A 26525-nucleotide genomic window follows, 5' to 3' on the forward strand; every position below is an offset into this window, starting at 1 on the left:
GATATCGCTCGGTACGCCAGGAGCCAGGTTCCGAAGCGCGGGCCTCCGCCCCCCGAGGAGCCTACCGGGTGAAGTACATCCACGTGCCCGGGCCCTCGTTGGTGCCGTGCCAACCTTCCGGCACGCGGAGCGAAGACCACTCGTAGAGCCAGCGCATATCGATGGGGGCCACGTTGGTGCAGCCGTGGCTGCGCACCTTGCCGAAGTCGTCATGCCAGTAGGCGCCATGCACGGCGTAGCCGCGCAGGTAGTACATCACCCAGGGCACCTCCTCGACGTCGTAGATGCCGTCCACGGGGTCCCTCCCGCGCATGGTGCGGGTGAGCCACTTGCGGGTGGTGCGGTAGAGGCCCGTCGGCGTGGTGAAGCCCTTGCGCCCGGTGGAGACGAGCGTTGCATAGACGGGCGTGTCCCCCTCGTAGGCCACCAGCGTCTGCTCGCTCAGGTCGACGTGGAGCCACTTCTCCCCGGCGGGCACCTCGGCCGGCCGCTCCACGCGCCGGGCCATGCGCAGCGAGTGGGCCTCGACGGCGACGTCCCCCTCGCCCCGGACGAGCTGGCGCCCTCCGTGCTCGAACGTCTCCAGGGCCTCGAAGCGCGCGTGCTTGCGCGCCACGCCGCACACCTTCCACGCACCGCCCTCGCGGCAGTGGAGGGGTGCGTCCCCGCCATAGACGAAGGCCAGCGGCAGCCGGTGTCCCTCCTCGCCCAATCGCTCCCCATGCATCGCCGGTGGGACCAATATCTCCAGGTCCTTCTCCCGCACGTAGTGCTGGCGAGCCGTGCGGTAGAAGCGCTCGCCTGCCACGTCCTCCACCTCGCCCAACGCGACGAAGTAGTCGCCCGCCATGCGCTCCACCACGGGCCGCACTCGTGCATGGCGCTGGTCCAGCAGGCGAGCCTCCCGCGCGGTGGGCAGCCTCGAAAGCCGCGGCGCCCCCTTGTTGCTCACGCGCGCGTAGCGGTACGGCAGCACCTCGGACAGGTCCGGCTGGAGCTGATCCACCGGCTCCACCGGCGGCAGGGTGACGCGGAAGCTCCGGGCATCGCACACGTAGCCGCCGCCCTCCAGCTCGTACCAGCGCCCCCGCTTCGGGCTCTCGTAGCACCGGGACTTCCCGGCCCTGCGGAGCACGCGCAGCGTGTTGCCCCGGCGGGCACCACCGATGACGGCGCGCCCGCGGCCCACGGAGTCGAAGATGGGCGAGCTCAGCTCGGTGGCGAGCGCCACCTTCCCGCGCGCTCCCTGGAGCACCAGCTTCCCGCCCTCCGCGCCCGGCCGCGGCTCCTCCTGGGCCTCCTCCCGCCTTCCCTCGTACCACCGCTCCAGCGAGGGCCCTGGCAGCACCCGCCCGGGAGGCTCCACCGAGTCCGCGCGGGACTCGGGCAACCCAAGCCCCAGCAACACTCCGGCCAGCGCCAGCCAGGATCGGCCCTTCCTCTTCCTCTTGTCTCGCCACTCCATGCGCAGGCCTCAGTCCCCCAGCGCCCGCGAGAAGTCCTGGATGATGTCCTCCACGTCCTCCACGCCCAACGAGACGCGGATGAGCTCGTCCGCCACGCCCAGGCCCCGGCGCACGTCATCCGGAATCCCCGCGTGGGTGGTGGTGGCTGGGCGGCACACCAGCGTCTCCAGTCCTCCCAGGCTGGGTGCCTCCCGGGGAATCCGCAGCCGCTTCAGCATCCGCTCCGCCCGCTCCACTCCGCCCACGGGCGCGAAGCACACCGTGGCCCCATAGCCCTTGAACCAGCGCCGGGCGCGCGCGTGGGACGGATCCTCCGGCAGCCCCGGGTAGCGCACCTCGCGCACGCCCGGATGCCTCTTGAAGGCCAATGCCAGTGCCAGCGCGTTCTCGTTCTGCACCGGCACCCGCAGCGGTAGCGTCTTCAGGCCGCGCTGCAGCAGGAAGCAGGCGTGCGGGTCCAGGCACACGCCCAGCAGGTTCATCAGCTTGCGCACGCGCTTCACCCGCTCGGCGCTCGCGGCCACCACTCCGGCGACCACGTCCGAGTGGCCGTTGAGGTACTTCGAGGCGCTGTGGACGACCACGTCGAAGCCCAGCTCCACCGGCCGGAAGTTCACCGGGGTGGCGAAGGTGTTGTCGATCATCGACACCAGGCCGTGCCGCCGCGCGAAGGCCACCGCCTCGTCCAGCGGCGCCACCTCCAGCAGCGGGTTGGTGAGCGTCTCCAGGTAGAAGACGCGGGTGGTGGGCCGCAGCGCCCGGGCCCACGCCTCCGGCTCCTCGGCGGGGACGTAGGTGACCTCCACGCCATAGCGCTCGCGCAGCGAGTCCAGCAGCTTGCGCGAGCCCCCATAGAGGTGGTCCTGCGCGAGCACGTGCTCCCCCTTCTCCAGATGGGCGAGCAGGGCCATGGAGACGGCGGCGGTGCCCGAGGGGGTGACGACGGCGGCCTCGGTGCCCTCCAGCAGGGCGAGCTTCTCGGAGACGGCCTGCTGGTTGGGCGTGTTGTTGAGCCGCACGTAGCGGATGTCGTCGAACTCCGCGGGGTTGCCCAGCACGTAGGTGGAGCTGGGGAAGAGCGGCATGGAGATGGAGCCCTCGATGGCCTTCCGGGGCTCGCCTCCGTGTACCGCGGCCGTGCGCAAATGATGTTTGTCCTGGATGTGGTCCGCCATACGCTCTCCTGGCACACGGGTGCCGTGTCCGCCGACGGGCGCACGCACTCGCGCAGGGAGCACGCGGGGACCTGCCGACAGCTCTGGTCCCGAGACACTCCCCGCGCGCGGCCCGGCCGGACCACTCCACCGAGAAGGCCTCGATGCTTCCGCTCCCCGGACTCCAAGGTGAGCCACAGGGAACGAGGGAAAGCGTGCAGGACCCTGGCGGGCCTGTCAACCTCTCGCCCGGCTCGCGAGAGGGCCTCCCTCGATCCAGGTCCGAAGGTTCACCCAGCCAACACTCCGAGAGCTCGCTGCGATGTGCCCGGGCGATTGAAGCGAGCATCCGAGCAGAGGAGACCGTTTTCGCCAGCTCCTCGAAGAGACGCCGCGCCCACGTTCCAGTTCCAGGGCCCGAGCCTCACCCACCGTCCCAACGTGGCGGACACCGCCTGCTCGAGCGGACAAGGGTTGGCGCCGTCATTCATGCGAACCAGATGGCGGTCGGTGGTCACGTCTGTGCCGCCGCCAACTTCGTGCTCGGCGGGTGGGACTCCGCGAAACGGAGTAGCATCAGTGACTGCATGGCTCTTCAGAAAAGGACTCACATGCATCCGCATCCGCCGCTGTCCAGCCGACTTGTACGCATGCTCCCGCTCCTCGCCGTTGCCGCCTGCGGTGTCGAGGAGCCGTTCTTGGGCGAAGAGGCCGGCCTCTTGGGTCGTTCGCTCACCGTGACGGCAGCCATCGAGGCGGAGTCGATGACGCTCTCACCGACCGATGCCGGGGGGGTTGCGTCCGCGGGGACGGCGAGCGGAGGCAAGGAACTGGTACTGAGCCGGAATGGGAGCGCGATACGGTCCCTGTCCCTCCCGGGGCAGGTGGGCTCCCTGCGGATTTCGGCCCGCGGTGACACGTGCGAGGGCGCGCCGCGCATGACCGTGCTGCTCAACGGGGCGCAGGTCCTCCAGACCTCGGTGACGAGCACGAGTTGGACGAGCTACGTCGCACGCCTGCCGAGCCCGGTGAGCGGCAGCGCGACAATCGACATCCGCTTCGACAACGATCTCTACGTGAGCACGAGCTGCGACCGCAATCTCCGCCTCGACCGCGTGGAGTTCCTCGCCCCTGCGCCTGCCGTGGAGTGTGCGGCCACGGGGGCGACTTCCACGACCGTGCGCCAGGCCGTGGGGGCCACTCCGAACGATGCCTCGGATGACTTCACCGCCATCCAGAATGCAATCGACGCCGCGAGCAACGCGGGCGGAGGCATCGTCAAGCTGCCAGCCGGCACTTTCATCACCAACGGGCACATCATCGTTCGCAGCAACGTGAAGCTCGCGGGGGTCGGACCCGAGACCATCATCAAGGCAGGACCTGGCTTCCTCACCCGCACGGGTCCCTGGGGCGGCTATCCCGTCATCACCACGTCGGGTGCGACCAATGTCACCATCGCGGACCTCACCGTGGACCAGAGCGGAGACGTGCTCGACGGCAATCGCCCGGGGCGCCTCAACGAGTACCTCGTCGACGTGCGTAAATCGCGCAATGCGCGAGTGGAGGGTGTCTCCACCCGAAACCCTTTCACCTACTCCATCGCGGTGGCCGGAAGCTCGAACTTCTGCGTCCGTAACAACAACACGTTGTCGGCCACCAATGACCGCTACGATCAACTGGATGGCATCCACATCCTGGACTCGAACACGGGGCACGTGCTGGACAACATCGTCGATCAGCGCGTCGGCACGGACGGGGATGACGGGCTCGTGGCGCACACCATGGGCGCCCCCGTCTACGACGTCATCTACGCCCGGAACAAGGTCCGAGGTGGAAGGCACGGGGCCGGCATGCAGCTCGCCCTCGGCAACCACGACATCTACAACATCCGAATCGAGAACAACGAGTTCTGGGGCTCGCCCAGCGGCATTCACAGCCGCACGTGGGGAGGGGGCACAGGCGTCATCCACGACATCACCGTGGGTGGCTCCTCCACCACCGGCAACACCTTCCGGGACAACTCGGGCAACGCCGTGAGCTTCCCGAGTGCCCTGAAGAACATCACGGTGACCCACAACGTCGCCTGCCGCAGCGGTGGCTTCCTCGTGGCTTCCGCGCCCGGCAATGTCGTGCGCGACAACAGCACGACCTGCCCGTGAACCACGCGCGCCCGGATGGCGGGATGCAGGCCTACGATTGACGGATGCCGGTATCAGGGCCTTCGTGGCGACCTTGGGGCTCCAATCCCGCGTATCGAGTCCTCTGGCACCTTCCCGGGCCTTCCCTGCTCCACGCCGGCGCGCGCTCACGTCCCCGGGCACGGGCGCCTCGAAGGCGAACAGGTTGCCCTCCTCGGGCCGCTGGCGCTTCGCCTCCTCGCTCAGGGAGTGATCCTCGCCGCCGAAGGCCTCGGCAATTGAGGCCTCACCCCGGCCCGGGGGGGAGTCCACCCCCGGGTCACCTCGTCTTCGCTCCGTGTGAATCCAGGAACCCATCACGAGGGTCGGAGGGGATCACGACTGACGAGTTATGCTCTCGGATGATCTTCCAACCGGCACCGGTACAACGCCACACAAGGGACGACCGGGTACGGATGCGGGTGACCTTGCGGTCGGCGGCCTCGATGCGCGCCTCGAACTCGAGTGTGGAGGCAGCCAGGTCGCCGGAGCCGGACGCTACTTCCGGGCCGTTGACGACGCGATGGTGCACGCTGCGCAGCGCGGAGAAGGTCGGCTCCCAGAACGTTCCATACTCTTCAGCGCTGTGCGCCACGCGCTTCCGAGGGTCGAAGTCGTCGTAGAGAACGACGTCGTGGGCCGAGAAGTCATAATACTTTCCGAGCTTCTCACGGAAGATGAACGGCCCGTCGCCGACCTGCTTCTCCCAGCCGACGAGAATCCACTCACGATGAAGCGCCCCCACGCCGGCAGGACCGCTCGCCGGGCAACTGGACGAGCCGCCAACCTGCGCGGCTGTCTTGTTCGGAATCAGCGCGGTCAGAGCCAGGGCCAGGGCCAGGAGGCGGAGTCCGCCCTTGATATTGTCAGTCCTCATGATCTTCTCCTCTGTCGTGACTGCTGCCGCGGGCGCGAGCTCGGCACCGCGGTCCCGTCACGATGCAGAGAATCTATGACAGCCCTACCCGCTCGATTGAGTTGCTGATTGTGAATGGACTCGTAAGCGCTGCTTGACAATGTCGAGCGAGCGCAACTCCAGCGGCGGACGCCACGGCCCGAACGGGGAGCGGTTGCAGTCCCCCTACCTCCTTTCCACCCCGCTCGGATCCGTCACCCACCCTCGACCATTTCGTCAGCCACTCCTGACCGGATGTTGACGATGCCCGCGCCGCGAAAACGGAACGCTCCACCTTCCCTGACGAACGGGAGGAGTCCGCATGCGTTTGAATCGTCGTCACTTCCTTCACCTCTCCGCGGTGGGCAGCGGTGCACTGGTGCTGGGCCCCGGCTTCTGGAAGAAGGCCTACGCGGCGCCCGCCCAGCCCGGGCCGAGCCCCTACGGCGCCATCTCCGGCTCGCCGGATGCCCAGGGCGTGCGGCTTCCGGCGGGCTTCGCCTCGCGCATCATCGCGCGCACGGGCGAGGTGGTTCCGGGCACGAGCTACACCTGGCACGGCAGCCCGGACGGCGGCGCCTGCTTCGCCACGGGTGACGGCGGCTGGGTCTACACGTCCAACAGCGAGCTGCCCCTGGGCGGCGGCGCGTCCGCGGTGCGGTTCGACGGTGGTGGCAACGTGGTGTCCGCGTACCGCATTCTCGGCAACACCGTGAGCAACTGCGCCGGTGGGCCCACGCCGTGGAACACGTGGCTGTCCTGCGAGGAGTGGGACGGCGGTCACGTCTGGGAGTGCGATCCGCTCAACCCCTCTCAGGGAGTGGAGCGCAAGGAGCTGGGCACCTTCGCGCACGAGGCCGTGGCGGTGGACCCCGTGGGCAGGCGGCTGTACCTGACGGAGGACCGCTCCAACGGGCGCTTCTACCGCTTCACGCCGTCCAACTGGCCGTCGCTGGAGTCCGGCACCCTGGAAGCGGCGCGCATCTCCGGTGACGCGCTGGCGGGCACCGCCACCCTGAGCTGGCACAAGGTGTCCGCGTCGGTGCCCGCGTGGCTGCAGCTCGCGGCGCTGTGGACCTCGGCCTTCGACGGTGGCGAGGGCTGCTGGTACGACAGCGGCGTCGTCTACTTCACCACCAAGGGCGACAACCGCGTGTGGGCCCACACGCCGGCCACCGGGCGGCTGGAAATCATCTACGACGACGGCCTCCACCCGGACTCGCCGCTCACTGGCGTGGACAACGTCACGGTGTCGCGCTCGGGCGACCTCTACGTGGCCGAGGACGGCGGCGACCTTCAAATCTGCATCATCACCCCGGACCGGGTGGTGGCCCCCTTCCTCCAGCTCGAGGGCCACGCCGGCTCGGAAATCACCGGCCCCGCGTTCAGCCCGGATGGACACCGGCTCTACTTCAGCTCGCAGCGCGGCACGAATGGCCGCGGCGTCACCTTCGAGGTGACGGGGCCGTTCCGCTGAGCCTCGCGTCACCCACCGGACCGGGCTGGCTGTACGGGGTCAGCCCTGTGAGGTCTGGCGGCCAGGAGGGGTAGAATCCGGGGTGACGTCCCTGAACCCTGGAGACGGTACCTTGAAGCGATACCTCGCCGCATGGGTGGTCCTCGCCCTGACCGCCTCTTCACACGCCGCCGGCCTCGCCACCGGCAAGCACGTGGAGCTCGACAGCGTGAAGCTGGTCGAGTCCACGGGGACGACCGCATCCTGTGATGATGACGGAGTGCTCGACACGGGCGAGACCGCGCGCGTGCGGGTCACCCTGCTCAACAGCGGCACCGAGCGGCTTGAGCGGACGAGCATGAAGCTCTCCAGCTCGGACCCGAGCCTTTCCTTCCCCGACGGACAGGAAGTGTTCTTTCCCGCCTCGGAGCCGCTCCAGACCACCAGCGCGGAGCTGAGGGTGAAGCTCTCGGACCCCGCCACGCAGCGCGACCTCGCCCTGAACATCGACTACCGGGACGAGGGGCAGACGACTCCCGAATACAAGAGGCACACAGTGGTGTACCGGGTGAACATGGATGCCCTCCCGGAGACGAGCACCCGGGAGACGGTGGAGGTGCCCCGTTCCCCATGGACCGTCGAGGCCATCCCGGAGAGCCTCCCGCGGCAGTGGACGCGTGTGCTCGACCCGGCGAGCGGGAACGGGTTCTTCCGCGGACCGGACAACACGGAGACCGGGGACCTCGTGCTCGTCTCGCCGCCCCTCCAGGTATCGGGGACGGCGACGTTCCGCGTCATCTTCCAGCAGCGCTACGCCTTCGAGGTGAACCCCTCGGGCGTCCCCTACGACGGCGGCATCATCGAGCTGAGCGCGGATGATGGGCTGACCTGGGTGGACATCGGCGCCTCCGTGAGCCCCACCTACAACACGACCCTCCATACGGAAGGGTCGAACCCGCTCCGGGGAAGGCGGGCCTATGGAGGCCGGAGTGCCGGGTACCCCGCGTTCACCAAGGCCACCCTCAACCTGGGCACCACCTACGCGGGGAAGACGGTGCGCCTGCGCTTCCGCATCGGCACCGACGAGAGCACGGGCGACACGGGCTGGGACCTGGATGACCTCCAGCTCGAGGGCGTGGTGAACACGCCTTTCTCGACGGTGGTGGACCACCGGGGCAGGTGCATCAACCGGACGCCGGTGGCGGACTCGGGTCCGGACCAGACCGTCAACGAGCGGAGCCAGGTGACACTCTCCGGCAACGGAACGGATCCCGAGGGTGCCACGCTCACCTACGAGTGGACGCAAACCGAGGGCCCGGCCGTGACGCTCAGCGACGCCCAGGTGAGCAACCCCACCTTCCGCGCGCCCGAGGTGACGCTGGACACGGACCTCCTGTTCGAGCTGCGGGTGCGCGATGAGGTGAACACGAGCGAGCCGTCGGTGGTGACGGTGCGGGTGCTCGACGTCTCCGCTGGCAACCGGGCCCCCACGGTGCAAGCCGAGCCGGTGCTGAACGTCAATGAGCGCGACAAGGTGACCCTGGTGGCCACGGGCACGGACGCCGACGGGGATTCCCTCAGCTACGAGTGGACGCAGGTGGGCGAGCCCGCCGTCGCCCTGGAGGGAGCCAGGACGGCCCAGGCCACCTTCACCGCGCCCGGGGTGACGGAGACGCTCGAGCTCACCTTCCAGGTGGTCGCCAGCGACGGAGTGGACCGGAGCGCCCCGTTCACCGTCACGGTGCGGGTGAATGATCTCAACCACGCCCCGGTGGCCCAGGTGGAGCAGGTGTCCGCGGTGGACGAGGGGACGAACGTGACGCTCGAGGGGAGTGCCACGGATGTGGACGAGGACACGCTCGTCTACACGTGGACGCAGGAGGGCGGCCCCACGGTGACCCTGAGCGACAGCGCTTCGGCCACGCCCTCCTTCACCGCGCCCCTGGTGGACTCCGATACGGAGCTGACCTTCCAGCTCGTCGTGGGGGATGGGAAGCTGGAGAGCGAACCGGTGAGGGTGACGGTGCTCGTCCGGAACGTTCCCAACAAGCCACCGGTGGCTCAGGCGGGGAGAGACCAGAAGGTCAGCGAGGGCAGTGGGGTGACGCTCAACGGCTCGGGCTCGAAGGATCCCGAGGACGCGGCGCTGACCTACACCTGGACCCAGGTGGACGGCCCCGCCGTGACGCTCCTGCCGGGGGGTCCGATGGCCATGTTCAACGCGCCCGAAGTGGACGGGGAGACGGCGCTCACCTTCCAGCTCCAGGTGACGGACATCCAGGGCGAGAGCAGCACGGATACCGTCACCGTCCGCGTGACCGACAAGGTGCCGCCTCCGGACACCGGCGGTTGTGGCTGCGCGGCGGGCCAGGATGGCGGTGTACCCACGACAGCCCTCCTGCTGCTCGCGGCGCTCGGCTTCGCGCTGCGTCGTCCGCGCTCACGCCCGCTCCATCCTCAGCGCAGCAGGCTCTCCGGGTAGACGACGAGCTTGAAGCCCGAGCCTCGTGCCACTCGCCAGGGTGGCCCTATCGCATAGCGCGCACGGGCCATCCGGCCGGTGTCTCCGGCCTCCACACCGAGGGTGACGAGCGGCACCGCGATGTGACTGTCCGCGTGTCCGTGGAAGTGGAGCGCACCGATATGTCAACGCTTTCGGAACAGCTCGATGCGGGCCTTCTGCAGGGGCAGGATGTACTTGGCGTCACGCAGGGACACGGATGCGGCGGTCCCCGAGACCTCGATGTCCAACGCGAGCTGGTGCGAGGCATCGCCGCGCGAGAGCTTGGCGAAGGCGGCGAAGATCTCCGCCTCGTCGAAGGAAATCTTCGCGGACAGCTCCGTGCCACCTGGGGCGGTCCAGTCGAGCTGCACCTCGGCCGGCACCGGACGGGTGTCGCGCGCGATCGCCGGCCCCGCCGGTCCGATGAAGGCATTCTCGCCGTTGAACGACCGGATCCAGAGCCCTGTCGGCGTCCCATCGCCCGTTATCTGCGGCCTCCAGAGGTACTGCACCCGGTAGCCCTGATAGAGCCCCTTGGGCACACCTTCGCGATCGAACCGCGCCAGTCCGTCGGCGCCAAGCTTCGCCTTCAGCACCTGCCGGATGAAGTCAGCGCGGGACACCTCGGGGTTGTCGAGAACCTTCTTCCAGGGCAGCGAGCCCTGGGGCGCGACGAAGGCCGCCATCTCGACCACCTCCGCCCCCGCCGACATCCAGACCGAGACGAGCCCCTCCGGCGCCATGCCGACGATGATCCGCTCGAACCCCAGCGGCCGGCCGGTGAGCGGATCCGTCACACCCGCCATGAAGCGCGCGGTCATCGCCTCGGCGGGCAGCTCGAAGGCTCCCTGGTAGAAACGGTCCTCGGTGTAGGAGAACCATGCGACCTCCAGCCGGACGGGCACCGGCTTCGTCGCCTCATCCACGATATGGGTGGACCCGCGCAGGCCCCATCCGTTCGCCACGTCGCGACCATCCGGGACGTAGATCGACCTGCCGTCGGCGAAGAACAGGTCTCCCCGGATCAGCCGCACGGGAAACCGCTCCGGCGCGGATTCGGTGGGAAGCCATTCGAACATGGGTTTCGAGCCTTCCTTCCTGACACAACCCGGTTGCGTCGCCAGCATCACCATGGCGAGGAATGCCAACGGACCCGCCAGCCTAGCCATCCTGGATGATCCTCTCGCGACGCCCCTTGACCGGGCCGCCATCCGACCACTGCGGGGAGTGGGCGCCGATGCCACCATAGCGGGCCGAGAAATGCAGGTAGTCATGGCGCAGCGCGATGTGCCACCTGGCGTCGTCTGCAGGGTCGGTCTTGAACCAGTCGTCAGGAGAGGAACGGCCCCCGCGACCGACATAGGCCTGGAGCGCGGAATTCGCCTTGGACAGCGCGCCGGGGATCGGGTGGCGCGATTCCAGTGTCGCGGCGATGGGGACCCCCTTTTCCCGGGCGAACCCGGCCATGATCCGCAATGGGATGCGGGAATAGGTGTTCGAGATGTTGCGCCGCGTCGCCTTGATCTCGTTCCAGAAATTGGTCGAAGCCAGCTCGTTGGCGCGATACCAACCCGACGCGACCAGCCACTGGCGTTCTCGCTCGAGCGCGGCCTTCTCCGCGGCGTTGAGCCAGGCGACGTCCAGATCGAACAGCTCCCAATCCACCTCGTCCTCGGTATCGGCATAGCCGCCGCCGATGTCCGAATGCGCTCCCGGCAGGAAGATTTCCCGGCCCTTGCCTCCGGCGCTGTTGATGTTGGTCAGGCGGAAGTTGATACGGTGCTCCTCGGCCGCGGCAAGCTGCACGACCTTCTCCGCGATCGAAATCGCGTCGAGGCCCAGCTCCGCTGTGTCGTCCGAGTGTTTCAAGCCAGAGGACGCGACGGTGTCATACAGGCCCACGAACTTCACCACCACCTCGCCGACGGTGAAGCCATTGGCCTCCAGCCGGTTCTTCAGCGTCCTTCCGGCCTCCTGCATGCATTTCCAGACGCAATGGCGCGCCGCCGCCGCGCCTCGGCTGAAGCCGAAGGTGTCGATGTGGAGATGCTCGATCTTGCCAAAGGAGCCCGAGAACGCGCGGATGTTGGAGAGGGTCGCGGCGATGCCGCGCTCGACCTTGGCGATGATGCCTGTCTTCCCTCTGCCAATGGCCATGTCCCAGCTGCTGTCCGAACCGCCATCCGTCGTGCCGATACCCTCGGTATAGACGGTGAAATGCCAGTCCACGGCCGGCCCGGCTCCGTCGAGCCCCTCGGATTCGAGCTTCGCGACGTTGCTCAACCCGGCGGTATAGCTGGCATCGGCCTTGGCGCTCTTGCCGAGCCCCACGTTGGTGCGGTTGTTGCCAGTTCCGTCGAAGAACAGGCTCGCCCGGATGCGGATCGGTGGCTTTTCGGGCGGGCCTTTCGCGCAGGGCTGCACCGGCGAACTGACGTCGCCTCCACTGCCCTGAGCAGGGCCCCCAGCGGAGCCACCCTCCGGTGGACCCGGCTCGCCGAAGACCGGACTCGACAGGTAGTTAGACATCGCCGCGCTCCAGCGCGTCGAGATCCGTGTCGAGCGTGACGACCACCAGACTCCGCGGATGGGTCAGAGCGGAGGCGAAGTTGCGCACGCGCGTGGCCTCGTCGAAGCCGCGCTGGGTCAGGCGGTAGTGCGGGTAACCCGAGAGCGGGACGGTGAAGCCCGGCCGCATTTGAAGGTCGAGCAGCCTGAGGACGTTGGGCTCCTGCGTCACGCCATGCTCGCGCGCGAAGGCCGTCGCGGCGCTGACCCTGGCGGCAAGCGTTCTGTCGTCACGCCCATAGCACCAATCGGGGTGATGCTCGCGCAGATGCGCGACCGCACGTGCGGTGAAGCCTTGTTCTCGGTCCTTGGAAAAGGCCTCATATTGCCGCCGGGAGATGGTCAGCATTCGGAACCGGACCCTGGTCAAGTGAAAATCAGGACTCTATCCGGTAATGAAACCATCCGGTTGAAGCTCCTGCAATGCTCCCCTAGAATTCCACCCTCACTGTCGGTCCTTGCCGCCGGGAGGTGTCCCGGGACGCGGCACGTCAGCCCCGCACGAGCTCAATGCCCGCGTGCGTGAGGGATTGGAGGACCGCGTCCGGTGCGGCGCTGTCCGTCACCAGTCGGTCCACGAGCGAGAGCGGCCCGATCAGGAAGGGCGAGGTGGTGCCCAGCTTCTCGCCGGCGGCGACCACCATGACCTCCGCGGCCGCCCCCACCATGGCGCGTTTGACCTCGGCGTCCTCGTGAACGAAGGCGCCCAGGCCGATGTCCGGGTGCACGCTCGCCGCCCCCAGCACGCACAGGTCCGCGCGGATCCGCCGGTAGCCGTCCACCGTCTCGGCGCCCACCATGGCCTGCGACTCCTTGAGGAGCCGTCCCCCCAGCACGATGACCTCCACCGTCGGATGCTCCGCCAGGACCGCGGCGACCGGCAGGCTGTGGGTGACGACGGTCAGCGCCAGCTCCCTCGGCACCTGCGTCGCAACCGCCCTGGCCGTGGTCCCCGCATCGAAGAACACCACCTGCCCGGCTCGCAGGAAGCGCGCCGCGGTGGCGGCGATGGCGCTCTTGGCCTCCATCGACTCGCTCCGCCGTCCCGCGTAGGTGGGCGCCACGGGCGTCCGGGGAACCGCGCCCCCATAGACACGCCGCAGCAGCCCCTCCTCGGCGAGCTCCCGCAGGTCGCGGCGCACCGTGTCCTCCGACACGCCGAACTCGGCCGCCAGGGCGCTCGCCACGACCCGCTGGTCGCTCGCCAGGGTCTCCAGAATCCTCCTGCGCCGCTCCTCGGTGAGCATTCGTCCGACCTCCCACTTTCCTCATTCGGGCTTGAAGTCGCCGAATCGTGCATGTTACCTCCTGCGACTATGCACGATTCGGCAAGAACAGGCACGCAGAAGTCGCACATCTACCCCTTCGCCGCGGTCCTGTTCGACCTGGACGGCGTCATCATCGACACGACCGAGCTGCATTACCGGGTGTGGGATGAGTTCGCGCGCGCACGCGGCTACGTCCCGAGCCAGGCCGAGCTGAACGCCACCACGGGGCGACGGGCCGAGGACGTGCTGCGCGCCTGGTTCGGAGAGGGGCGGACCGAAGCGCAGCTGGCCACCCTGGTGCTCGAGCGAGAGACGCTGTTCAACCGCATGCTCGCGACCGCGCCGGTGTCCGCGGTGCCCGGTGTGCAGGCGTTCCTCGAGGCGCTGCGGCGTGCGGGAGTGCCCCGGGCGGTGGGGACGAGCGCGACGCCCATGAACGCCGAGCTCGCCCTGTCACGCCTGGGCCTGCTGGAGATGTTCGATGCGCGGGTGACGGCGGAGGATGTCGTGCAGGGCAAGCCCCACCCCGAGGTGTACCTGAAAGCGGCCTCGGCGCTGGGGGTGCCGCCCACCGAGTGCCTCGTGGTCGAGGACGCCGTGCTCGGGGTCCGTGCCGCCCGGGCCGCTGGCGCCAGGTGCCTTGCATTGACCACCTCGTTCCCCCGCGACGTCCTGCTCAGGGAAGAGCCGCAGTGGCTCGCGGAGGACTTTCGAACGCTGCCCTCTCCCGTCGCCCTTTGAGGCGATGTGACGCCGCCAGGGGCCTTCCCTTGCGCTCGCGCCCGTGCCTGATTATTTCCAGCATGAACCTTTCGGGGCAGAATAATGCCGACGCACTACAAGGGCAGCGCGCGGGAGACCCGGGCGCTCGACACGTTCGTCAAGCTGACCCGGGCGATGGAGACGCTGGGGGGCCATCTGCAGCGGCACCTGGCCAGCCTGGGAATGACGCCGCCCCAGCTCGCGGTGCTGGAGGCCCTGCTGCACCTGGGACCCATGAGCCAGGGTGAGCTGGGCCGCAAGCTGCTGCGCAGCAACCCCAACATGACCGCGGTGCTCGACAACCTGGAGCGCAACGGGTGGATCAAGCGCGAGCGCAGCCCGGAGGATCGCCGGGTGGTGGTGGTGAGCCTCTCCCCCGAGGGCCGGAGCGTCATCGAAAAGGTGTTCCCGGCCCATGCCGCCCACATCGCGGCGCTGATGGGGGCCCTCACCGCCGAGGAGCAGGAGCAGCTCGGCGCGCTCTGCAAGAAGCTGGGGCGCTCCCTGTCCGGGGGCTGAGCGGCACGAGGCCCCGCAACGAAGTTTCCGCTCGCGCATTTAGTTCCAGTACGAATCATCAAGGTTCGAACCAAATCGGAGGGAGTCATGTCCAAGGGCAGGAGCACGCGTTCCGTGGTGAAGGTGGTGCAGGCCGTCCAGACGCTGGAGGGCGAGGGCTTCCTGGTGCGCCGGCCGTTCCCCATTCCGGGCTTCATGCAGTTCGACCCGTTCCTCCTGCTGGATGAGTTGGGGCCGGTGGAGCTGCGGCCGGGCGAGGCGAAGGGAGCGCCGGACCACCCCCACCGGGGGTTCGAGACGGTGAGCTACATCCTGGAGGGGCGGCATCAGCACCGGGACTCGGCGGGCCACGCGGGAGAGCTCGGACCTGGGGACGTGCAGTGGATGACGGCGGGGGCGGGGGTGGTGCACTCGGAGATGCCGGCGCGCGAGCTCGCCGAGAAGGGCGGGCGCATGCATGGCTTCCAGCTCTGGGTGAACCTGCCCCGGCGCGACAAGATGATGGCGCCGCGCTACCAGGAGATTCCGGCCGGACGCATCCCGGTGGCCACGACGCCGGATGGCCGGGTCCGGGTGAAGGTCATCGCGGGCGAGTCGCTCGGCGTGCGCGCGGTCATCGACACGCGCACGCCCATCCAGTACCTGCACTTCACGCTCGAGCCGGGAGGCCGGCTCGAGCAGCCGGTGCCCCGGGACCACAACGCCTTCGCCTATGTCTTCGAGGGCGAGGGGACGTTCGGCCCCGAGGCCACGCGCGTGGCGGACGGGCAGGCGGTGCTGTTCGCCAACGACGCGGACTCGGTGGTGCTGGCAAACACGGGGACTGCGCCGCTCCAGCTCCTGCTCCTGTCCGGAGTCCCGCTGCGAGAGCCGATGGTGCGCTATGGGCCCTTCGTGATGAACACCCAGACGGAGATCATCCAGGCGTTCGAGGACTACCAGAGCGGGCGCATGGGCCGCATCCAGCCCTAGCGGGTGTCCGGACGGGCCCATGAACTGGAGGCCCCAGGCCTTGACCTTGCGGCGAACACGCCAGGGACGTGTTCGCCAGCGCCCTCCTGTTCGCCCCAGGTGCGAGGCAGGACGACGGAGAAGGTGGCGCCACGCCCGGGTACGCTCTCCACCTCACAAATACAATCCACAGACTGGCCGTGGCCGTACTTGATGGCATTGGACAGCAGGTTCTGGAGCACCTGATCCAATCGCAGCCGGTCCCACACGCCCACCACCGTCCAGTGAGGAGTTGCCCCCTCCTGGGGCTTCGCCCCAATCCCGTTTACAGGCACGAAAGACCCGTTCACTGCACCGACGGAGCAACTCACGGAATATCGCGGGCACGAACTCGTACTGCGCTGTACCGTGATAGAGCAAGCCTGCATGCGTTCATGCCGGAGCGCTGGCATGAAATCAAACGAGATGCTGGGGTGTACACTCCGCCTGACGCCAGGGTGCGTGATGCCGACTCTACGACAGAGACTCAACAAGCCCGAGTATCTCTACCGACCGCAACAACTGCTGCAGCGCTTTCGTGCACTCCTAACCCAAGAGCCAGAGACGGAGCAGATCTTCCTGCTTCCCTGGGGCCTACCGCTCATCGCCAACCCTCGTGACACCATCGGACGTGCGGTGTGGCACCTGGGGCTCTACGACCTGCTGGTGAGCGAGACCCTCTGGCGGCTCATCTCCCCGGGCGAGCAGGTACTCGACGTGGGGGCGAACATCGGGCACATGGCGAGCGTGATGGCGGCACGGACGGGGCCCACGGGCAGGTCATCGCCTTCGAACCCCACCCGATGCTGCACGCGCACCTGCAGCGCAACCTGGCGCTGTGGCGGGCGGCGCTGCCCGGCCTTCACCTCGAGGCACGCGCGGTGGCCGTAGGCGATGAGAACCGCCCGGGACACCTGCGCATCCCGGCTGCATTCCAGGACAACGCGGGGCTTGCCTCCCTTGTTGCGACCGATGAGCACCCACCGATGAGCGAACAAGAGCTCGTGGCCGTGGACGTGCGGACCCTCGACACGGAGCTGCCACCTCCTCTGGCGCCCACCGTCATGAAGCTCGATATCGAGGGAGGCGAGAGCGCCGCCCTCCGGGGTGCCTCGCGCCTTCTCTCCACCCATGTGCGCGATATCGTCTTCGAAGACCACGGAGCCTGGCCCACCTCGACCATGCGGCTCCTGCTCGAGTCGGGCTACACGCTCTTCCGCCTCCAGAAAACCCTGGGGGGCCCTGCCCTCCTGCCCCCTGAAGCCCCTCCCGAGGGCGACTCTTGGAAGGCGCCCAGCCTCCTGGCAACCCGTGAGCCCGACCGGGCCCGCGCGCTCCTGACACCGCGCGGATGGCACTGCCTCAATCGCCGCGGGGCACGCTGACCCGACCAGGGCCGCCACGGGCACCGAAGGCTCCAATCCCCGGTGGTCAACATGTCAGAAGCTGTCAGGGCCGCACTTCGAGCAGGCGGATATCCACCGCATTCGCCAGGGCCTCGGCGCCCTCGTCACTCGGGTGCAGGTGGTCGCCGCTGTCATAGGCTGGCAACAGGGCCAGGGGGTCGGCTGGATCGCGCAAGGCCTGGTCGAAGTCAATCACACCATCGACTGTCGTGTTGGCGCGTACCCAGGCGTTGTAGGCCTGACGCTTGGCTTCGCCAGCCTCCGAATAGTAGGGCACACCGCCCGCATTCGCCCCCTTCCAGGGCAGCAGCGTGCCCAGCAGCACCTTGACCCCCCTGGCCTTGGCCTTGTCGATCATCGACTGCGTGCCCGCGGTCATCTGCTCGACCGTCACCTCCTGCTCCGGCACGAACGACGCAAAACCGATGTCATTGATGCCCAGCAGGAAGATCACATGGGTGACGCCGGTCTGGCCCAGCACGTCCCGCTCGAAGCGGTTGACGCCACTGGGCCCTATCACGTCCGTGAGGATCCGGCCGCCCGAAATGCCCGCGTTCAAGACGCTGACGGTGCCCGCGCTCCCATCCGCTCGCAGGCGGCGCGACAGGTAGTCAGGCCACCGGCGGTTGGTGTCCGGGGTGGTGCCCGCCCCATCCGTGATGGAATCGCCGAAGGCCACCACCACGTTGGCCCTGGCGCTGCTCCGCACATCAACGCCCGAGATGAAGTAGTACGAGCTGCGTGTCTCGGCGCCCGAGAGGGTTTCGGTGGACAGGGCGTTGCCGGCGGCCACGTAGTGGGTCCGCAGACCCAGCGCGTGCACCGTGGACACGGCGGTTTCAGTGGCGAGGAACAGGCTCACCGCCAGCTCTTCCTCGGCCCCCACCCTGAGCTCCGCGGCATCGCTCCACAGCTCGCCTCCAGCCGGAATCGTAGCGGAAGCGTTTCCATTGAAGCGCAGCTCGGTGTCGGAGGCCGGTTCGATGCTGGAGCCGCCCGCGCTGAGCGCAATGCGTGCCCCAGCGATCTCGAGCGGGCTCGTGCCGAACACGTTGGAGAAGCGCACGCGGACTTGATCGCCACCGATCGAAGTCCGCAGGACCTGCCGGATCGTCTGGTTGTTGAAGAAGCTGGGAGGTGGAGGGGCGGGGAACGGCTCGTTGTAGTCCTGCGGTGAAGCGCTCCAGCTTCCGTACCAGTGGGTGACCTTGTCGTCACCGTCGCAGGCGGTGAGCACGCTTGCCGCCAGGGTCGCCGCGAGAGCGCCTCCCAGGAGATTGCGGCGAGTGATGGCGGACCAGGTCGGACGTCGATCCCTCAATGCATGTTTCATGGTCGTCTACCAGGGGTTGTTGTGAGGGGAGGATGTTTAGCGCGCAATTGACACCTTTCCAAGGACAACCCCTTGTCATCGTCAGGCGGCTCGGACCAGGAAGTGGAAGTCTCTTCTCACACCTTCGAATGCACGCCCATTCCGTGCTGAGCATTCGTTGCCAATCGCCCAGTGGGAGACTCGCGTGGGCTCATCTCCGAGCAGGCAGCGCCGCGGCTTGGTAGACCTGTCGCGGCACCTCTTGCACGGAGACGAACATGACCCCCGACGCGCCCCACATCCCCTGGTGGAAGGATGCCATCGTCTACCAGATCTACCCTCGCAGCTTTCAGGACAGCAACGGGGATGGGATCGGCGACCTGCGCGGCATCATCCGGCGGCTCGACTACCTCAAGCGGCTCGGAGTGGACGTCCTCTGGCTGTCGCCCATCTTCGCATCCCCCAACGATGACAACGGCTACGACATCTCCGACTACCGCGCCATCATGCCCGAGTTCGGCACCATGGCCGACTTCGACGAGCTCCTGCGCGAAGTCCACGCGCGCGGCCTGAAGCTCATGCTCGACCTCGTCGTGAACCACACCAGCGACGAGCACCCCTGGTTCATCGAGTCCCGAGCGGACCCGCGATCCGACAAGCGCGACTACTACATCTGGAGGAAGGGCCGGAATGGCCAACCGCCCACCCGCTGGCAGTCGTACTTCAGCGGCTCCGTCTGGGAGAAGGACGAGCGCAGCGGGGAGTACTACCTGCACCTCTTCAGCCGCAAGCAACCCGACCTGAACTGGGAGAACCCCCGGGTGCGGCGCGAAGTGCACGACATGATGCGCTTCTGGCTCGACAAGGGCGTGGACGGCTGGCGCATGGACACCATCAACATGCTCAGCAAGCACCCCGACTTCCCCGAGGGCCGGCCCCTCCCCGGGACGAGCCTCACCGATGGCCAGCAGCACTTCCTGAACGGCCCGCGCATCCACGAGTTCCTCCAGGAGATGCACCGCGAGGTGCTCTCCCACTACGACGTGATGACGGTCGGAGAGACACCCGGTGTGACACCCGCCGAGAGCGTGTTGTACTGCGGCTTCGATCGCGGCGAGCTGAACATGGTCTTCCACTTCGAGCACGTCTTCCTCGGCGACGCCGCCGCCGAGCGCGGCAAGTGGAGCAACCCACCGCTGTCCCTGCCGGACATCAAGCGCGTGCTGGCGAGCTGGCAGACGGGATTGCATGGCCGTGGCTGGAACAGCCTGTACTGGGACAATCACGACCAGCCGCGCGCCGTGTCCCGCTTCGGGCACGACCGGGAGTACCGAGTGGAGAGCGCGAAGCTGCTGTGCACCGTGCTGCTGTTCATGCAGGGCACGCCCTACATCTACCAGGGTCAGGAGCTCGGCATGACCAACGTGTCGTTCGAGAGCATCGACCACTACAAGGACATCGAGACCCTCAATGCCTACAAGGCGCTGCGCGACGAGCACGGCTGGGACGACGCGCGCATCCTCGCGAGCGTGCACGCCCGGGGGCGGGACAACGCCCGCACGCCCATGCACTGGTCCGGGGAGGCCAACGCGGGCTTCACCAAGGGCACCCCGTGGATCGCCCTGAACCCCAACTACCCGGACATCAACGCCGAGGCGGCCGAGGCGGACCCGAACTCCGTCTGGCACCACTATCGGGACACCATCGCCCTGCGAAAGTCCCTGCCGGTCGTACGGGACGGCACCTTCACCCTCCTGGATGCCGAGCATCCCACCGTCTTCAGTTACATCCGGCGGGACGCGCACACCCGGTTGCTCGTGGTCGGGCACTTCTGTGACCGGCCAGGCGTGTACCGGATTCCCGGTGAGTTCGTCGGCGGTGAGGTGCTCAGCAACAACTACCCGTCCCAGGAGCTCACGCGGGAGCTGCCGTTGCGGCCCTACCAGGCGCTGGTCATTCGCGCTCGCTGACGCCCTGTCCGCCTGCCCCCACGGTGGAGGCAGGCGGACAGGGTACGGCCCCAGCGCCGCCGTGCATCGGGATTACTTGTTCATCGTGTTGTCGGTGGACTGCTTCTGCACCTCGATGTTGCGCAGAATCATCTGTCCGTTCTGGCCCACCTCGTAGGAGGCGCGGACCTCGTCACCCGGATTCAAATCCCGCAGGGACAGGGTCTGGTCCTCCCGCTTCACCTGGGTCTGGCGATCGGCACGCAGCCGCATCTGCTGGTTGTTCTGATCCGGGACGATCAGCACGACAGCATCCGGAGTCGCGGACTGGATGCGGCCACTCACCGTCTGGGCACCGGCCATCGCGCCGCCCCCCGTGCCCTGCTGTTGCTCCTGCATCCGCTCCCGCTGGGCCTCGTTCAACTCCTGCCGCTCCTCCTGCACGTCCTGGCGCTGCTCGGCGATCTCCTGCTGACCCTCCTGGCGCTCCCCGGCGATCTCCTGCTGCAGCTCGCGCTGCTCCTGCTGGACGCCCTGCCTCGCCTGGGCCACATCCTGCCGCTCTTCCTGGACCTCGCTGCGATTCTGGCAACCCACCGTCATTCCGAGACCCGCCACTGCAACCACAGCCATCATGAGCTTCCGCATGGTACCTCCCCTTCCATGTCCTTCATCAAGGACGCTCCCCCCGCGTGGGGTGTGGCAGAAACTGGGTGGACGAATCACGCGTGCACAGGGCTTGTCAGGGAGAAAAACCGCCCCAGGGGTGACGGCCCGATAGGGCGGGGCCTGCTCGATTGATTGCCCACCCCACTGCCTACTTCACGGGGCCCCCCTGGTCCGAGGTGCCCGTCGTCTCCTGCTGGATGCCCGCGCCGCCCGTGCCGGCATCGGAGCCCCCCCTCTGCCTCGGCTCCGCGGCGCCCCCTGGCTCGTCGAGGCTCGGTTGGTTGTCGAGCTCCAGGGGATCCACGGAGTCCGGCTGGCCCGCCCCGCCCGTGGCGGGCTCGAGCTCGCGGCTGTCGGGCTGGCCAGGGACTTCGACGCCCTGGCCCCGGTTCTCACAGCCCGTCACCAGCAGCGAGGCCGAGGCCAGCGCCCCCACCACCATCCACTTGTGAATGCGTCCATGCATCGTCACGACCTCCTTGTCGGGCAGCGGATGGGCCGCGCCTCCTGCTCCAGTTCAACGTCGCTGGGAGCCCTCGCCAGAGCCTTCCTGGGAAGCGGGCGCCCGCTGGCGCGTATCCCGAGTCGGATCAATGACCTCCCGCTCCCCGGGAATCGGGGCGGCGCCCTCCGCGCCCGAGCCTCCGTAGAGGGAGCCGGACCGCCTCCCCTCCACCCCTGGGACCGCTTCCAACACCACATCCTCTCCCTGGCCGCCACCGCCCGTTCCCCTCGACTCGAGCAGGGCCCGCTCACCGGGGTCCATCGCCAGGGAGCGGCCCGGGGTGCCGGCCGCCTCGGGCGTCCGGGGATCGATGCTGGTGGGGATGTCCTGGATGGTGCCGTTATAGCCGGCCTGCTCCGGGCCCCGAGGGGAGCCGGGTGAGTAGGATTCGTTCCCCGGGTTCTGCGGAAGGACTCCACAGGCCGTCACCAGCCACGAGGCCGAGACCAGCACCCCCGCCACCCTCCATCGTCGCGAACCGCTGTCGTGCATGTCCATCTCCAGGGATTCTCGTACGGCGCTCTACCGTTGGGGGTGGCCCGAAGGCCCACCCGCTCCTAGGCCGGGGCGTGCTCTTCGGGGAGCCCGTAGTGGATGCGGTCCTCCTCTTCTCCATCCACCTTCTCGATGATGAGCTCGGCCGGCTCATGTTCCCGTGCCAGCCCACGCGCGTGTTGGACCGCCTCGGACTTGGTGCGGAACACCTCCCGGTCCCCCTCGTCCTCGAACTCCACCACCCAGCCTTCGTCCTCCTTCGTGACGAGCACCACGTTCCAGTCCTCGCCCCTGTTCGGGCGCTCGGATGAGGTGGAGGCGCGTCTGTCCGAGCCGTCCTGCTTCTCACCCTTGCTCGCGGAGACGAGCTTGAAGAACTTGCTGTCCTCTTCTGGCGAGTGGAGGAAGCTCAGCTCGTTCTGGTCGAACAGCTCGAACCAGCGGTCCCAATCCACTTCCTCGAGCGAGTCCTCGCGCCCACCACTCTTCGCGCCACGCACGAAGTCGATGCGCAGCAGCCCCCCGGTGCCCTTGACGATGGTGGGAATGCCTCCTCGCTCCTCCACCCAGTGCCGGATTTCCTCGTGGTCTCTCGTCCTCGTCGCCGATGCCATCGCGTGCCTCGCCTGTTCTACGCCCGAGAACTCTTGTGGGAGCGTTCCACCAGAGAGGTTGGGGACAGGAGCGGCAATAGTCGAGACCCGGCGTGGCGCATCACTCGTGCCTCCGGTGAGGAATGGAGAGCTACCGCGCACGCCCGGCGTTCAGAGGGGCAAGCAGGTCATGCGCATCCCGCGGGCACGGCGGTTGGCAATGTGCTCCGCCCGCCCGAGCTTGTCCCGTGGGACGCGCAGGGAGAGGTGCACGGATGGCCAGGCCCGCGCGGTGGCACGACACCATCGCCGTCATCTTCGATTTCGACGACACGCTGGCGCCCGACAGCACGGGCACCCTGCTGCGCGAGCTCGGGGTGGACGAGGAGGCGTTCTGGTCCAGCCAGGAGCGGCTCGTGGACGAGGGGTGGGATCCCATCCCGGCGCAGTTGTTCCGGCTCGTCGAGCTCTCCCGCTCCGGCAGGACGCGCGGCGGCCCCATCACCCGGGAGCGGCTCGCCGGGGTGGGCCGCGAGCTGCGCCTCTTCCAGGGCGTGCCCGAGCTGTTCGAGCGGCTGCGCGCGCACGCCCGTCAACAGCCGGGCCACGCGCGGCTGGAGTTCTACCTGCTGAGCTGCGGCATCGCCGACATCATCCGCCACACCTCCATCGCCGGGGAGTTCCGCGCCCTCTGGGCCAACGAGCTCCACTACGACGCCGCCGGCCAGGTGGACTTCCCGCGCAAGGTGATCAGCCACACCGAGAAGACGCGCTACCTCTTCCACATCGCGCACGGGCTGGGAGAGGGCCCGGAGGCGGAGCGCGCCTCCGAGGTGAGCCGGCTGGCCCCCTCCCACGAGCTGAGGATCCCCCTGTCGCAGTTCATCTACGTGGGAGACGGCTTCACGGACGTGCCCTGCTTCACGCTCGTCGAGGAGCGGCACGGCATCTCCCTCGGGGTGTACAAGCGCGGCGCACGCCACGAGCGCAAGGGCCAGCGCGGCGCGGACGCGCGGGTGACGGGGCTGGCGCCCGTGGACTACCGGCGGGGCGAGGACCTCAGTGATTCGTTGCTGCTCGCCGTGGGAAGCATGTGCCAACGCATCGCCCTGCGCGAGCGGCACTCCCCCGGCGAGCCCACCGGAGGGTGACGGCATGGCCCGACTTCTCGCGCGCCTCCTCGAGCAGCTCCCCTTCTACTCGGCCCCCTTCCTGGGCGGACACGTCCCCCACAGCGCCGGGACGGCCCGCCTTCCCGAGCCGAGCCCCACCCGCGCCTACCACGACTTCGCCCAGTTGCCCGAGACCTCCGGACCGCGCCCGCTCGGGGACGGCGAGACGCGGGTGGTGTATCACCCCTCCGCCCTTCCGCCCCGGGGGCCCGGCCTCACGGTGATGACGTACAACATCCTCATGGGGGGAGCGCGCCGCGAGGCGCTGGAGCGCTACTTCGAGCGGCTCGAGGCCAGCGGGCGGATGCCGGACATCATCGGCCTGCAGGAGGCCAACCAGCCCATCTCCGTGGCGCTCGCCCGGAAGCACGGCTTCCACCTCGCCTACTTCGGTGCCTCCGGGGACGGGGAGGCGCGGCTCGTCAATGGCAAGGCGCTCCTGTCCCGGCACCCGCTGCGCGAGGCGGTTCATCACCGCTATGCGCTGGAGGATGACCAGCGACGGGCGGCCATCTCCCGCCAGGACAAGGCCGGCGAGCTGAAGGAGGACCGGGGCGCACTGCGCGCCGTGCTCGAGGTGTGGGGACGTCCGGTCTCCGTCTACGTCGTCCACCACACGCTGGGAGACACCTCCATCAACGCCAGCGACCTGCGCCAGCTCCACCGCCTGTTGCACGCGTGCGGGCCCGGCCCGGCGGTGGTGATGGGGGACTTCAACGCCAACGTGGCCATCAAGCGCGACGGCACCTGGCTGCTGGCCCAGCTGCGCCGCTACGATCCCACGCACACCGTGGAGGAGTACCAGGCGCGCTACGGCGGCGTCATCGCCAGCGTGGGCGACGTGGGCGTGGGCAACATCGGAGATCCGCGCATCCGCCGCGCGCTGCGGGACCTGGAGCGCGAGCTGCCACAGGCGCTCGACGCGGCGTCCTCGGTGTGCGTGCGCCGGGAGGACGGCTCGCTGATGACGCCGAAGGAGGCGCGGCACGCGCTCAGGTCGGGCCGGGTGCGCGAGGGCACCGAGGCGTGGCGGCGCCTGCAGGACGTGGCGGACGCGGCCACCCTCAACTCGGAACCCGACCCGGATGGAACGAAGCCCGCGACGGGCAAGCGCTTCGACTCCATCTTCGCCACGCGCGACCTGCGGCCCGAGCAGGCGGAGGTGGACCAGTCCACCGAGGCGTCGGATCACCGGCCCGTCCTCGCCCGCTACGCCTTGTGACACGCCGGAGCGGTGGCTCAGCGGGCCCGGGAGATGCGGTAGAGGACGCCATTGGTGTCGTCGCTCAGCAACAAGGCGCCGTCGTGGGCCTGGGCAACGTCCGCGAGCCGGGCGAAGTGCTGGCTGCCCTCATCGAGGAGGAAGCCGGTGACGAAATCATCGAAGCCCCGCGGCTGCCCGTTCTCGAAGCGCAGGCGCACCAGCTTGTAGCCAACGGGCGGGCGGCGGTTCCACGAGCCGCGCATGGCGATGAAGGCATCCCCCCGGTACTCGGCGGGGAGCATGGCGCCGGTGTAGAAGACCATGCCCATGGGCGCGGCGTGGGCCTGGTACTCGAGGACGGAGGGCACCGTCTTCCGGGCGTAGGCCTCCTTGGTGGTGCTGGGAGGGTCCCCGATGATGGGGTCCACCTGCCGCTGGCCGAAGACATAGGGCCAGCCGTAGTCGCCGCCCTGGACGAGCCGGTTGAGCTCCTCGGGGGGAACGTCGTCGCCGCGGTGATCACTCCCGTGGTCCATGCCCCAGAGCTCGCGGGTGTCGGGGTGCCAGCCGAAGCCGATGGTGTTGCGCAGACCACTGGCGAAGCGCTCGCGGCGCGAGCCGTCCAGGGGCGCACGCAGCAGGGCGGCGTGCTCCGGGTTGGTCTCGTCGCAGGCGTTACAACTGCTGCCCACGGAGATGTAGAGCATCCCATCGGGGCCGACGGCGAGGGTGCGGTTGGCGTGCTGCCCACCATCCGGGAGATCTCGGAGGAAGGGCTGGCGCTCGCCCCAGGAACCATCGGGGAGGACGTTGGCGACCCAGACCTCGGTGGGCGTGGCGACGTAGGCGCGGCCCTGGTGGAGGGTGATGCCATGGACGAGCGGCAGGCCGGAGAGAACGGTCTTCCGCTCCTCGGCACGTCCGTCCCCATCGCGGTCGCGGAGCAGGAGGACATCCCCGTGCCTGGGCCGGGTGACGTAGACGGCGCCATCGCTCCCCACGGCCAGCATGCGCGGGCTTCCGAGCTCCTGGGCGAAGACGTCGGCGCGGAAGCCGGGCGGGAGCGAGAGGCGGCGGAGCAACTCGGGGCGGAAGGGGACGGTCTCGGGGCGGGAGACGTGACTGATGGTGGCCTTGCCGATGCGCTCGGACTCGGCGCGGGCCTCCGGGGGCTTCACCTCGGGATTGGGACCTGGGGCCGAGGGAGGCCGCGAGGAAGGAGAGGAAGCACAGGCCGCCGCGGCGAGCGCGAGGGCGGACAGTGCACAGCGAGGCGGCGGGCGGGACGAGGGCATCGTGGAACACCTGCAGGCGACGGGCCGGGAAACCGCAGATGCACGGTGTCCGAAAGAGAGCGCCCCCACCACTCCCGGGAAGAGGCTCGAGGGACTGCCTGACATCGCGTCCCAGGAGCCACTCCGATACTGAACAGAACACCGGTGCGTCCCGGCCCAGGAAGAGG

Annotated in this window: 25 protein-coding genes; 11 read left to right on the forward strand and 14 right to left on the reverse strand. The window is 68.6% G+C overall.

The features are described from left to right. Positions 1 to 61: 61 nt before the first annotated feature. Both JQX13_RS13015 and JQX13_RS13020 read right to left on the reverse strand, forming a co-directional pair. Positions 62 to 1465 (reverse strand): L,D-transpeptidase, encoded by a 1404-nt coding sequence (locus JQX13_RS13015; protein ID WP_203409320.1) that lies wholly within the window; start codon positions 1463 to 1465, stop codon positions 62 to 64. Between the two features lie 9 nt (positions 1466 to 1474). Further along, positions 1475 to 2641 carry a trans-sulfuration enzyme family protein gene (locus JQX13_RS13020; RefSeq protein WP_203409321.1) on the reverse strand — a complete coding sequence of 389 codons (1167 nt, stop codon included), beginning with the start codon at positions 2639 to 2641 and terminating at the stop codon, positions 1475 to 1477. 698 nt (positions 2642 to 3339) lie between these two features. On the opposite strand from JQX13_RS13020, the gene JQX13_RS13025 reads away from it, so the two are divergent. Further along, positions 3340 to 4779 carry a carbohydrate-binding domain-containing protein gene (locus JQX13_RS13025; RefSeq protein ID WP_203409322.1) on the forward strand — a complete coding sequence of 480 codons (1440 nt, stop codon included), beginning with the start codon at positions 3340 to 3342 and terminating at the stop codon, positions 4777 to 4779. Between the two features lie 298 nt (positions 4780 to 5077). Here the strand turns inward: JQX13_RS13025 and JQX13_RS13030 are convergent, their stop codons facing one another. Next, positions 5078 to 5674 carry a YybH family protein gene (locus JQX13_RS13030; RefSeq protein WP_239014726.1) on the reverse strand — a complete coding sequence of 199 codons (597 nt, stop codon included), beginning with the start codon at positions 5672 to 5674 and terminating at the stop codon, positions 5078 to 5080. A gap of 340 nt (positions 5675 to 6014) precedes the next feature. Here JQX13_RS13030 and JQX13_RS13035 point away from each other — a divergent pair, with 340 nt between their 5' ends. Further along, entirely contained in the window at positions 6015 to 7169 is a 1155-nt protein-coding gene (locus tag JQX13_RS13035; RefSeq protein ID WP_203409323.1) for an alkaline phosphatase PhoX, read from the forward strand. A 112-nt stretch (positions 7170 to 7281) separates the two neighbouring features. Next, complete coding sequence (locus tag JQX13_RS13040) at positions 7282 to 9630, forward strand: PKD domain-containing protein (RefSeq protein WP_203409324.1); 2349 nt, start codon at positions 7282 to 7284, stop codon at positions 9628 to 9630. Here JQX13_RS13040 and JQX13_RS13045 read toward each other — a convergent pair. The 5 genes from JQX13_RS13045 to JQX13_RS13065 form a co-directional block, all read right to left on the reverse strand. Beyond that, positions 9606 to 9746 carry a hypothetical protein gene (locus JQX13_RS13045; protein ID WP_203409325.1) on the reverse strand — a complete coding sequence of 47 codons (141 nt, stop codon included), beginning with the start codon at positions 9744 to 9746 and terminating at the stop codon, positions 9606 to 9608. The genes JQX13_RS13040 and JQX13_RS13045 overlap by 25 nt on opposite strands. A 48-nt stretch (positions 9747 to 9794) precedes the next feature. Further along, a complete protein-coding gene (locus JQX13_RS13050) occupies positions 9795 to 10730 on the reverse strand; it encodes a DUF2931 family protein (protein ID WP_203409326.1) in 936 nt (311 codons plus the stop codon). 82 nt (positions 10731 to 10812) lie between these two features. Then, the gene (locus JQX13_RS13055; protein WP_203409327.1) at positions 10813 to 12180 is read right to left on the reverse strand and encodes a T6SS phospholipase effector Tle1-like catalytic domain-containing protein; all 1368 of its coding nucleotides are present in this window, start codon (positions 12178 to 12180) and stop codon (positions 10813 to 10815) included. Next, a complete protein-coding gene (locus JQX13_RS13060) occupies positions 12173 to 12568 on the reverse strand; it encodes a hypothetical protein (RefSeq protein ID WP_203409328.1) in 396 nt (131 codons plus the stop codon). Before JQX13_RS13060 ends, JQX13_RS13055 begins: the two co-directional genes overlap by 8 nt. Before the next feature lie 142 nt (positions 12569 to 12710). Beyond that, positions 12711 to 13466: a DeoR/GlpR family DNA-binding transcription regulator gene (locus JQX13_RS13065; protein ID WP_203409329.1), complete on the reverse strand. Its 756-nt coding sequence runs from the start codon at positions 13464 to 13466 to the stop codon at positions 12711 to 12713. A gap of 69 nt (positions 13467 to 13535) precedes the next feature. Between JQX13_RS13065 and JQX13_RS13070 the strand changes: the two genes are divergently transcribed. The 5 genes from JQX13_RS13070 (at position 13536) to JQX13_RS13090 (ending at position 17143) form a co-directional block, all read left to right on the forward strand. Then, positions 13536 to 14228, forward strand: coding sequence for an HAD family hydrolase (locus JQX13_RS13070; RefSeq protein WP_203409330.1), 693 nt, complete (start codon positions 13536 to 13538; stop codon positions 14226 to 14228). Positions 14229 to 14312: 84 nt separating this feature from the next. Then, complete coding sequence (locus JQX13_RS13075) at positions 14313 to 14768, forward strand: MarR family winged helix-turn-helix transcriptional regulator (RefSeq protein ID WP_203409331.1); 456 nt, start codon at positions 14313 to 14315, stop codon at positions 14766 to 14768. Positions 14769 to 14855: 87 nt separating this feature from the next. Then, the gene (locus JQX13_RS13080) at positions 14856 to 15740 is read left to right on the forward strand and encodes a pirin family protein (RefSeq protein WP_203409332.1); all 885 of its coding nucleotides are present in this window, start codon (positions 14856 to 14858) and stop codon (positions 15738 to 15740) included. Between the two features lie 483 nt (positions 15741 to 16223). Beyond that, the gene (locus JQX13_RS13085) at positions 16224 to 16649 is read left to right on the forward strand and encodes a hypothetical protein (RefSeq protein ID WP_203409333.1); all 426 of its coding nucleotides are present in this window, start codon (positions 16224 to 16226) and stop codon (positions 16647 to 16649) included. Further along, positions 16562 to 17143 carry an FkbM family methyltransferase gene (locus tag JQX13_RS13090; RefSeq protein ID WP_203409334.1) on the forward strand — a complete coding sequence of 194 codons (582 nt, stop codon included), beginning with the start codon at positions 16562 to 16564 and terminating at the stop codon, positions 17141 to 17143. Before JQX13_RS13085 ends, JQX13_RS13090 begins: the two co-directional genes overlap by 88 nt. A gap of 64 nt (positions 17144 to 17207) precedes the next feature. Here the strand turns inward: JQX13_RS13090 and JQX13_RS13095 are convergent, their stop codons facing one another. Then, positions 17208 to 18497 (reverse strand): SGNH/GDSL hydrolase family protein, encoded by a 1290-nt coding sequence (locus tag JQX13_RS13095; protein WP_239014727.1) that lies wholly within the window; start codon positions 18495 to 18497, stop codon positions 17208 to 17210. Positions 18498 to 18754: 257 nt separating this feature from the next. Between JQX13_RS13095 and JQX13_RS13100 the strand changes: the two genes are divergently transcribed. Continuing rightward, positions 18755 to 20446 carry a glycoside hydrolase family 13 protein gene (locus JQX13_RS13100; protein ID WP_203409335.1) on the forward strand — a complete coding sequence of 564 codons (1692 nt, stop codon included), beginning with the start codon at positions 18755 to 18757 and terminating at the stop codon, positions 20444 to 20446. Between the two features lie 72 nt (positions 20447 to 20518). Here JQX13_RS13100 and JQX13_RS13105 read toward each other — a convergent pair whose 3' ends face one another. The 4 genes from JQX13_RS13105 to JQX13_RS13120 form a co-directional block, all read right to left on the reverse strand. Next, positions 20519 to 21073: a hypothetical protein gene (locus tag JQX13_RS13105; RefSeq protein ID WP_203409336.1), complete on the reverse strand. Its 555-nt coding sequence runs from the start codon at positions 21071 to 21073 to the stop codon at positions 20519 to 20521. Positions 21074 to 21242: 169 nt separating this feature from the next. Beyond that, positions 21243 to 21560, reverse strand: coding sequence for a hypothetical protein (locus tag JQX13_RS13110; protein ID WP_203409337.1), 318 nt, complete (start codon positions 21558 to 21560; stop codon positions 21243 to 21245). A gap of 51 nt (positions 21561 to 21611) precedes the next feature. Further along, entirely contained in the window at positions 21612 to 22091 is a 480-nt protein-coding gene (locus JQX13_RS13115; protein WP_203409338.1) for a hypothetical protein, read from the reverse strand. A 65-nt stretch (positions 22092 to 22156) separates the two neighbouring features. Beyond that, a complete protein-coding gene (locus tag JQX13_RS13120; protein WP_203409339.1) occupies positions 22157 to 22708 on the reverse strand; it encodes a DUF2188 domain-containing protein in 552 nt (183 codons plus the stop codon). 254 nt (positions 22709 to 22962) lie between these two features. On the opposite strand from JQX13_RS13120, the gene JQX13_RS13125 reads away from it, so the two are divergent. Together JQX13_RS13125 and JQX13_RS13130 are read left to right on the forward strand one after the other, a co-directional pair. Beyond that, positions 22963 to 23838 (forward strand): HAD family hydrolase, encoded by an 876-nt coding sequence (locus JQX13_RS13125; RefSeq protein WP_203409340.1) that lies wholly within the window; start codon positions 22963 to 22965, stop codon positions 23836 to 23838. Between the two features lie 4 nt (positions 23839 to 23842). Next, a complete protein-coding gene (locus JQX13_RS13130) occupies positions 23843 to 25081 on the forward strand; it encodes an endonuclease/exonuclease/phosphatase family protein (protein ID WP_203409341.1) in 1239 nt (412 codons plus the stop codon). 17 nt (positions 25082 to 25098) lie between these two features. Here the strand turns inward: JQX13_RS13130 and JQX13_RS13135 are convergent, their stop codons facing one another. After that, positions 25099 to 26358: a PQQ-dependent sugar dehydrogenase gene (locus tag JQX13_RS13135; protein ID WP_203409342.1), complete on the reverse strand. Its 1260-nt coding sequence runs from the start codon at positions 26356 to 26358 to the stop codon at positions 25099 to 25101. Positions 26359 to 26525 lie beyond the last annotated feature (167 nt).

It is taken from the genome of Archangium violaceum, assembly GCF_016859125.1.
GTDB classification, from domain to species: Bacteria; Myxococcota; Myxococcia; order Myxococcales; family Myxococcaceae; genus Archangium; species Archangium violaceum_A.

Coding starts and splice junctions, on each gene's coding strand:
- JQX13_RS13015 (WP_203409320.1), bottom strand. CDS start 1,465: ATGGAGTGGCGAGACAAGAGGAAGAGGAAGGGCCGATCCTGGCTGGCG.
- JQX13_RS13020 (WP_203409321.1), bottom strand. CDS start 2,641: ATGGCGGACCACATCCAGGACAAACATCATTTGCGCACGGCCGCGGTA.
- JQX13_RS13030 (WP_239014726.1), bottom strand. CDS start 5,674: ATGAGGACTGACAATATCAAGGGCGGACTCCGCCTCCTGGCCCTGGCC.
- JQX13_RS13035 (WP_203409323.1), top strand. CDS start 6,015: ATGCGTTTGAATCGTCGTCACTTCCTTCACCTCTCCGCGGTGGGCAGC.
- JQX13_RS13050 (WP_203409326.1), bottom strand. CDS start 10,730: ATGTTCGAATGGCTTCCCACCGAATCCGCGCCGGAGCGGTTTCCCGTG.
- JQX13_RS13055 (WP_203409327.1), bottom strand. CDS start 12,180: ATGTCTAACTACCTGTCGAGTCCGGTCTTCGGCGAGCCGGGTCCACCG.
- JQX13_RS13060 (WP_203409328.1), bottom strand. CDS start 12,568: ATGCTGACCATCTCCCGGCGGCAATATGAGGCCTTTTCCAAGGACCGA.
- JQX13_RS13065 (WP_203409329.1), bottom strand. CDS start 13,466: ATGCTCACCGAGGAGCGGCGCAGGAGGATTCTGGAGACCCTGGCGAGC.
- JQX13_RS13070 (WP_203409330.1), top strand. CDS start 13,536: ATGCACGATTCGGCAAGAACAGGCACGCAGAAGTCGCACATCTACCCC.
- JQX13_RS13075 (WP_203409331.1), top strand. CDS start 14,313: ATGCCGACGCACTACAAGGGCAGCGCGCGGGAGACCCGGGCGCTCGAC.
- JQX13_RS13080 (WP_203409332.1), top strand. CDS start 14,856: ATGTCCAAGGGCAGGAGCACGCGTTCCGTGGTGAAGGTGGTGCAGGCC.
- JQX13_RS13085 (WP_203409333.1), top strand. CDS start 16,224: ATGCCGACTCTACGACAGAGACTCAACAAGCCCGAGTATCTCTACCGA.
- JQX13_RS13090 (WP_203409334.1), top strand. CDS start 16,562: ATGCTGCACGCGCACCTGCAGCGCAACCTGGCGCTGTGGCGGGCGGCG.
- JQX13_RS13095 (WP_239014727.1), bottom strand. CDS start 18,497: ATGAAACATGCATTGAGGGATCGACGTCCGACCTGGTCCGCCATCACT.
- JQX13_RS13100 (WP_203409335.1), top strand. CDS start 18,755: ATGACCCCCGACGCGCCCCACATCCCCTGGTGGAAGGATGCCATCGTC.
- JQX13_RS13105 (WP_203409336.1), bottom strand. CDS start 21,073: ATGCGGAAGCTCATGATGGCTGTGGTTGCAGTGGCGGGTCTCGGAATG.
- JQX13_RS13110 (WP_203409337.1), bottom strand. CDS start 21,560: ATGCATGGACGCATTCACAAGTGGATGGTGGTGGGGGCGCTGGCCTCG.
- JQX13_RS13115 (WP_203409338.1), bottom strand. CDS start 22,091: ATGCACGACAGCGGTTCGCGACGATGGAGGGTGGCGGGGGTGCTGGTC.
- JQX13_RS13120 (WP_203409339.1), bottom strand. CDS start 22,708: ATGGCATCGGCGACGAGGACGAGAGACCACGAGGAAATCCGGCACTGG.
- JQX13_RS13125 (WP_203409340.1), top strand. CDS start 22,963: ATGGCCAGGCCCGCGCGGTGGCACGACACCATCGCCGTCATCTTCGAT.
- JQX13_RS13130 (WP_203409341.1), top strand. CDS start 23,843: ATGGCCCGACTTCTCGCGCGCCTCCTCGAGCAGCTCCCCTTCTACTCG.
- JQX13_RS13135 (WP_203409342.1), bottom strand. CDS start 26,358: ATGCCCTCGTCCCGCCCGCCGCCTCGCTGTGCACTGTCCGCCCTCGCG.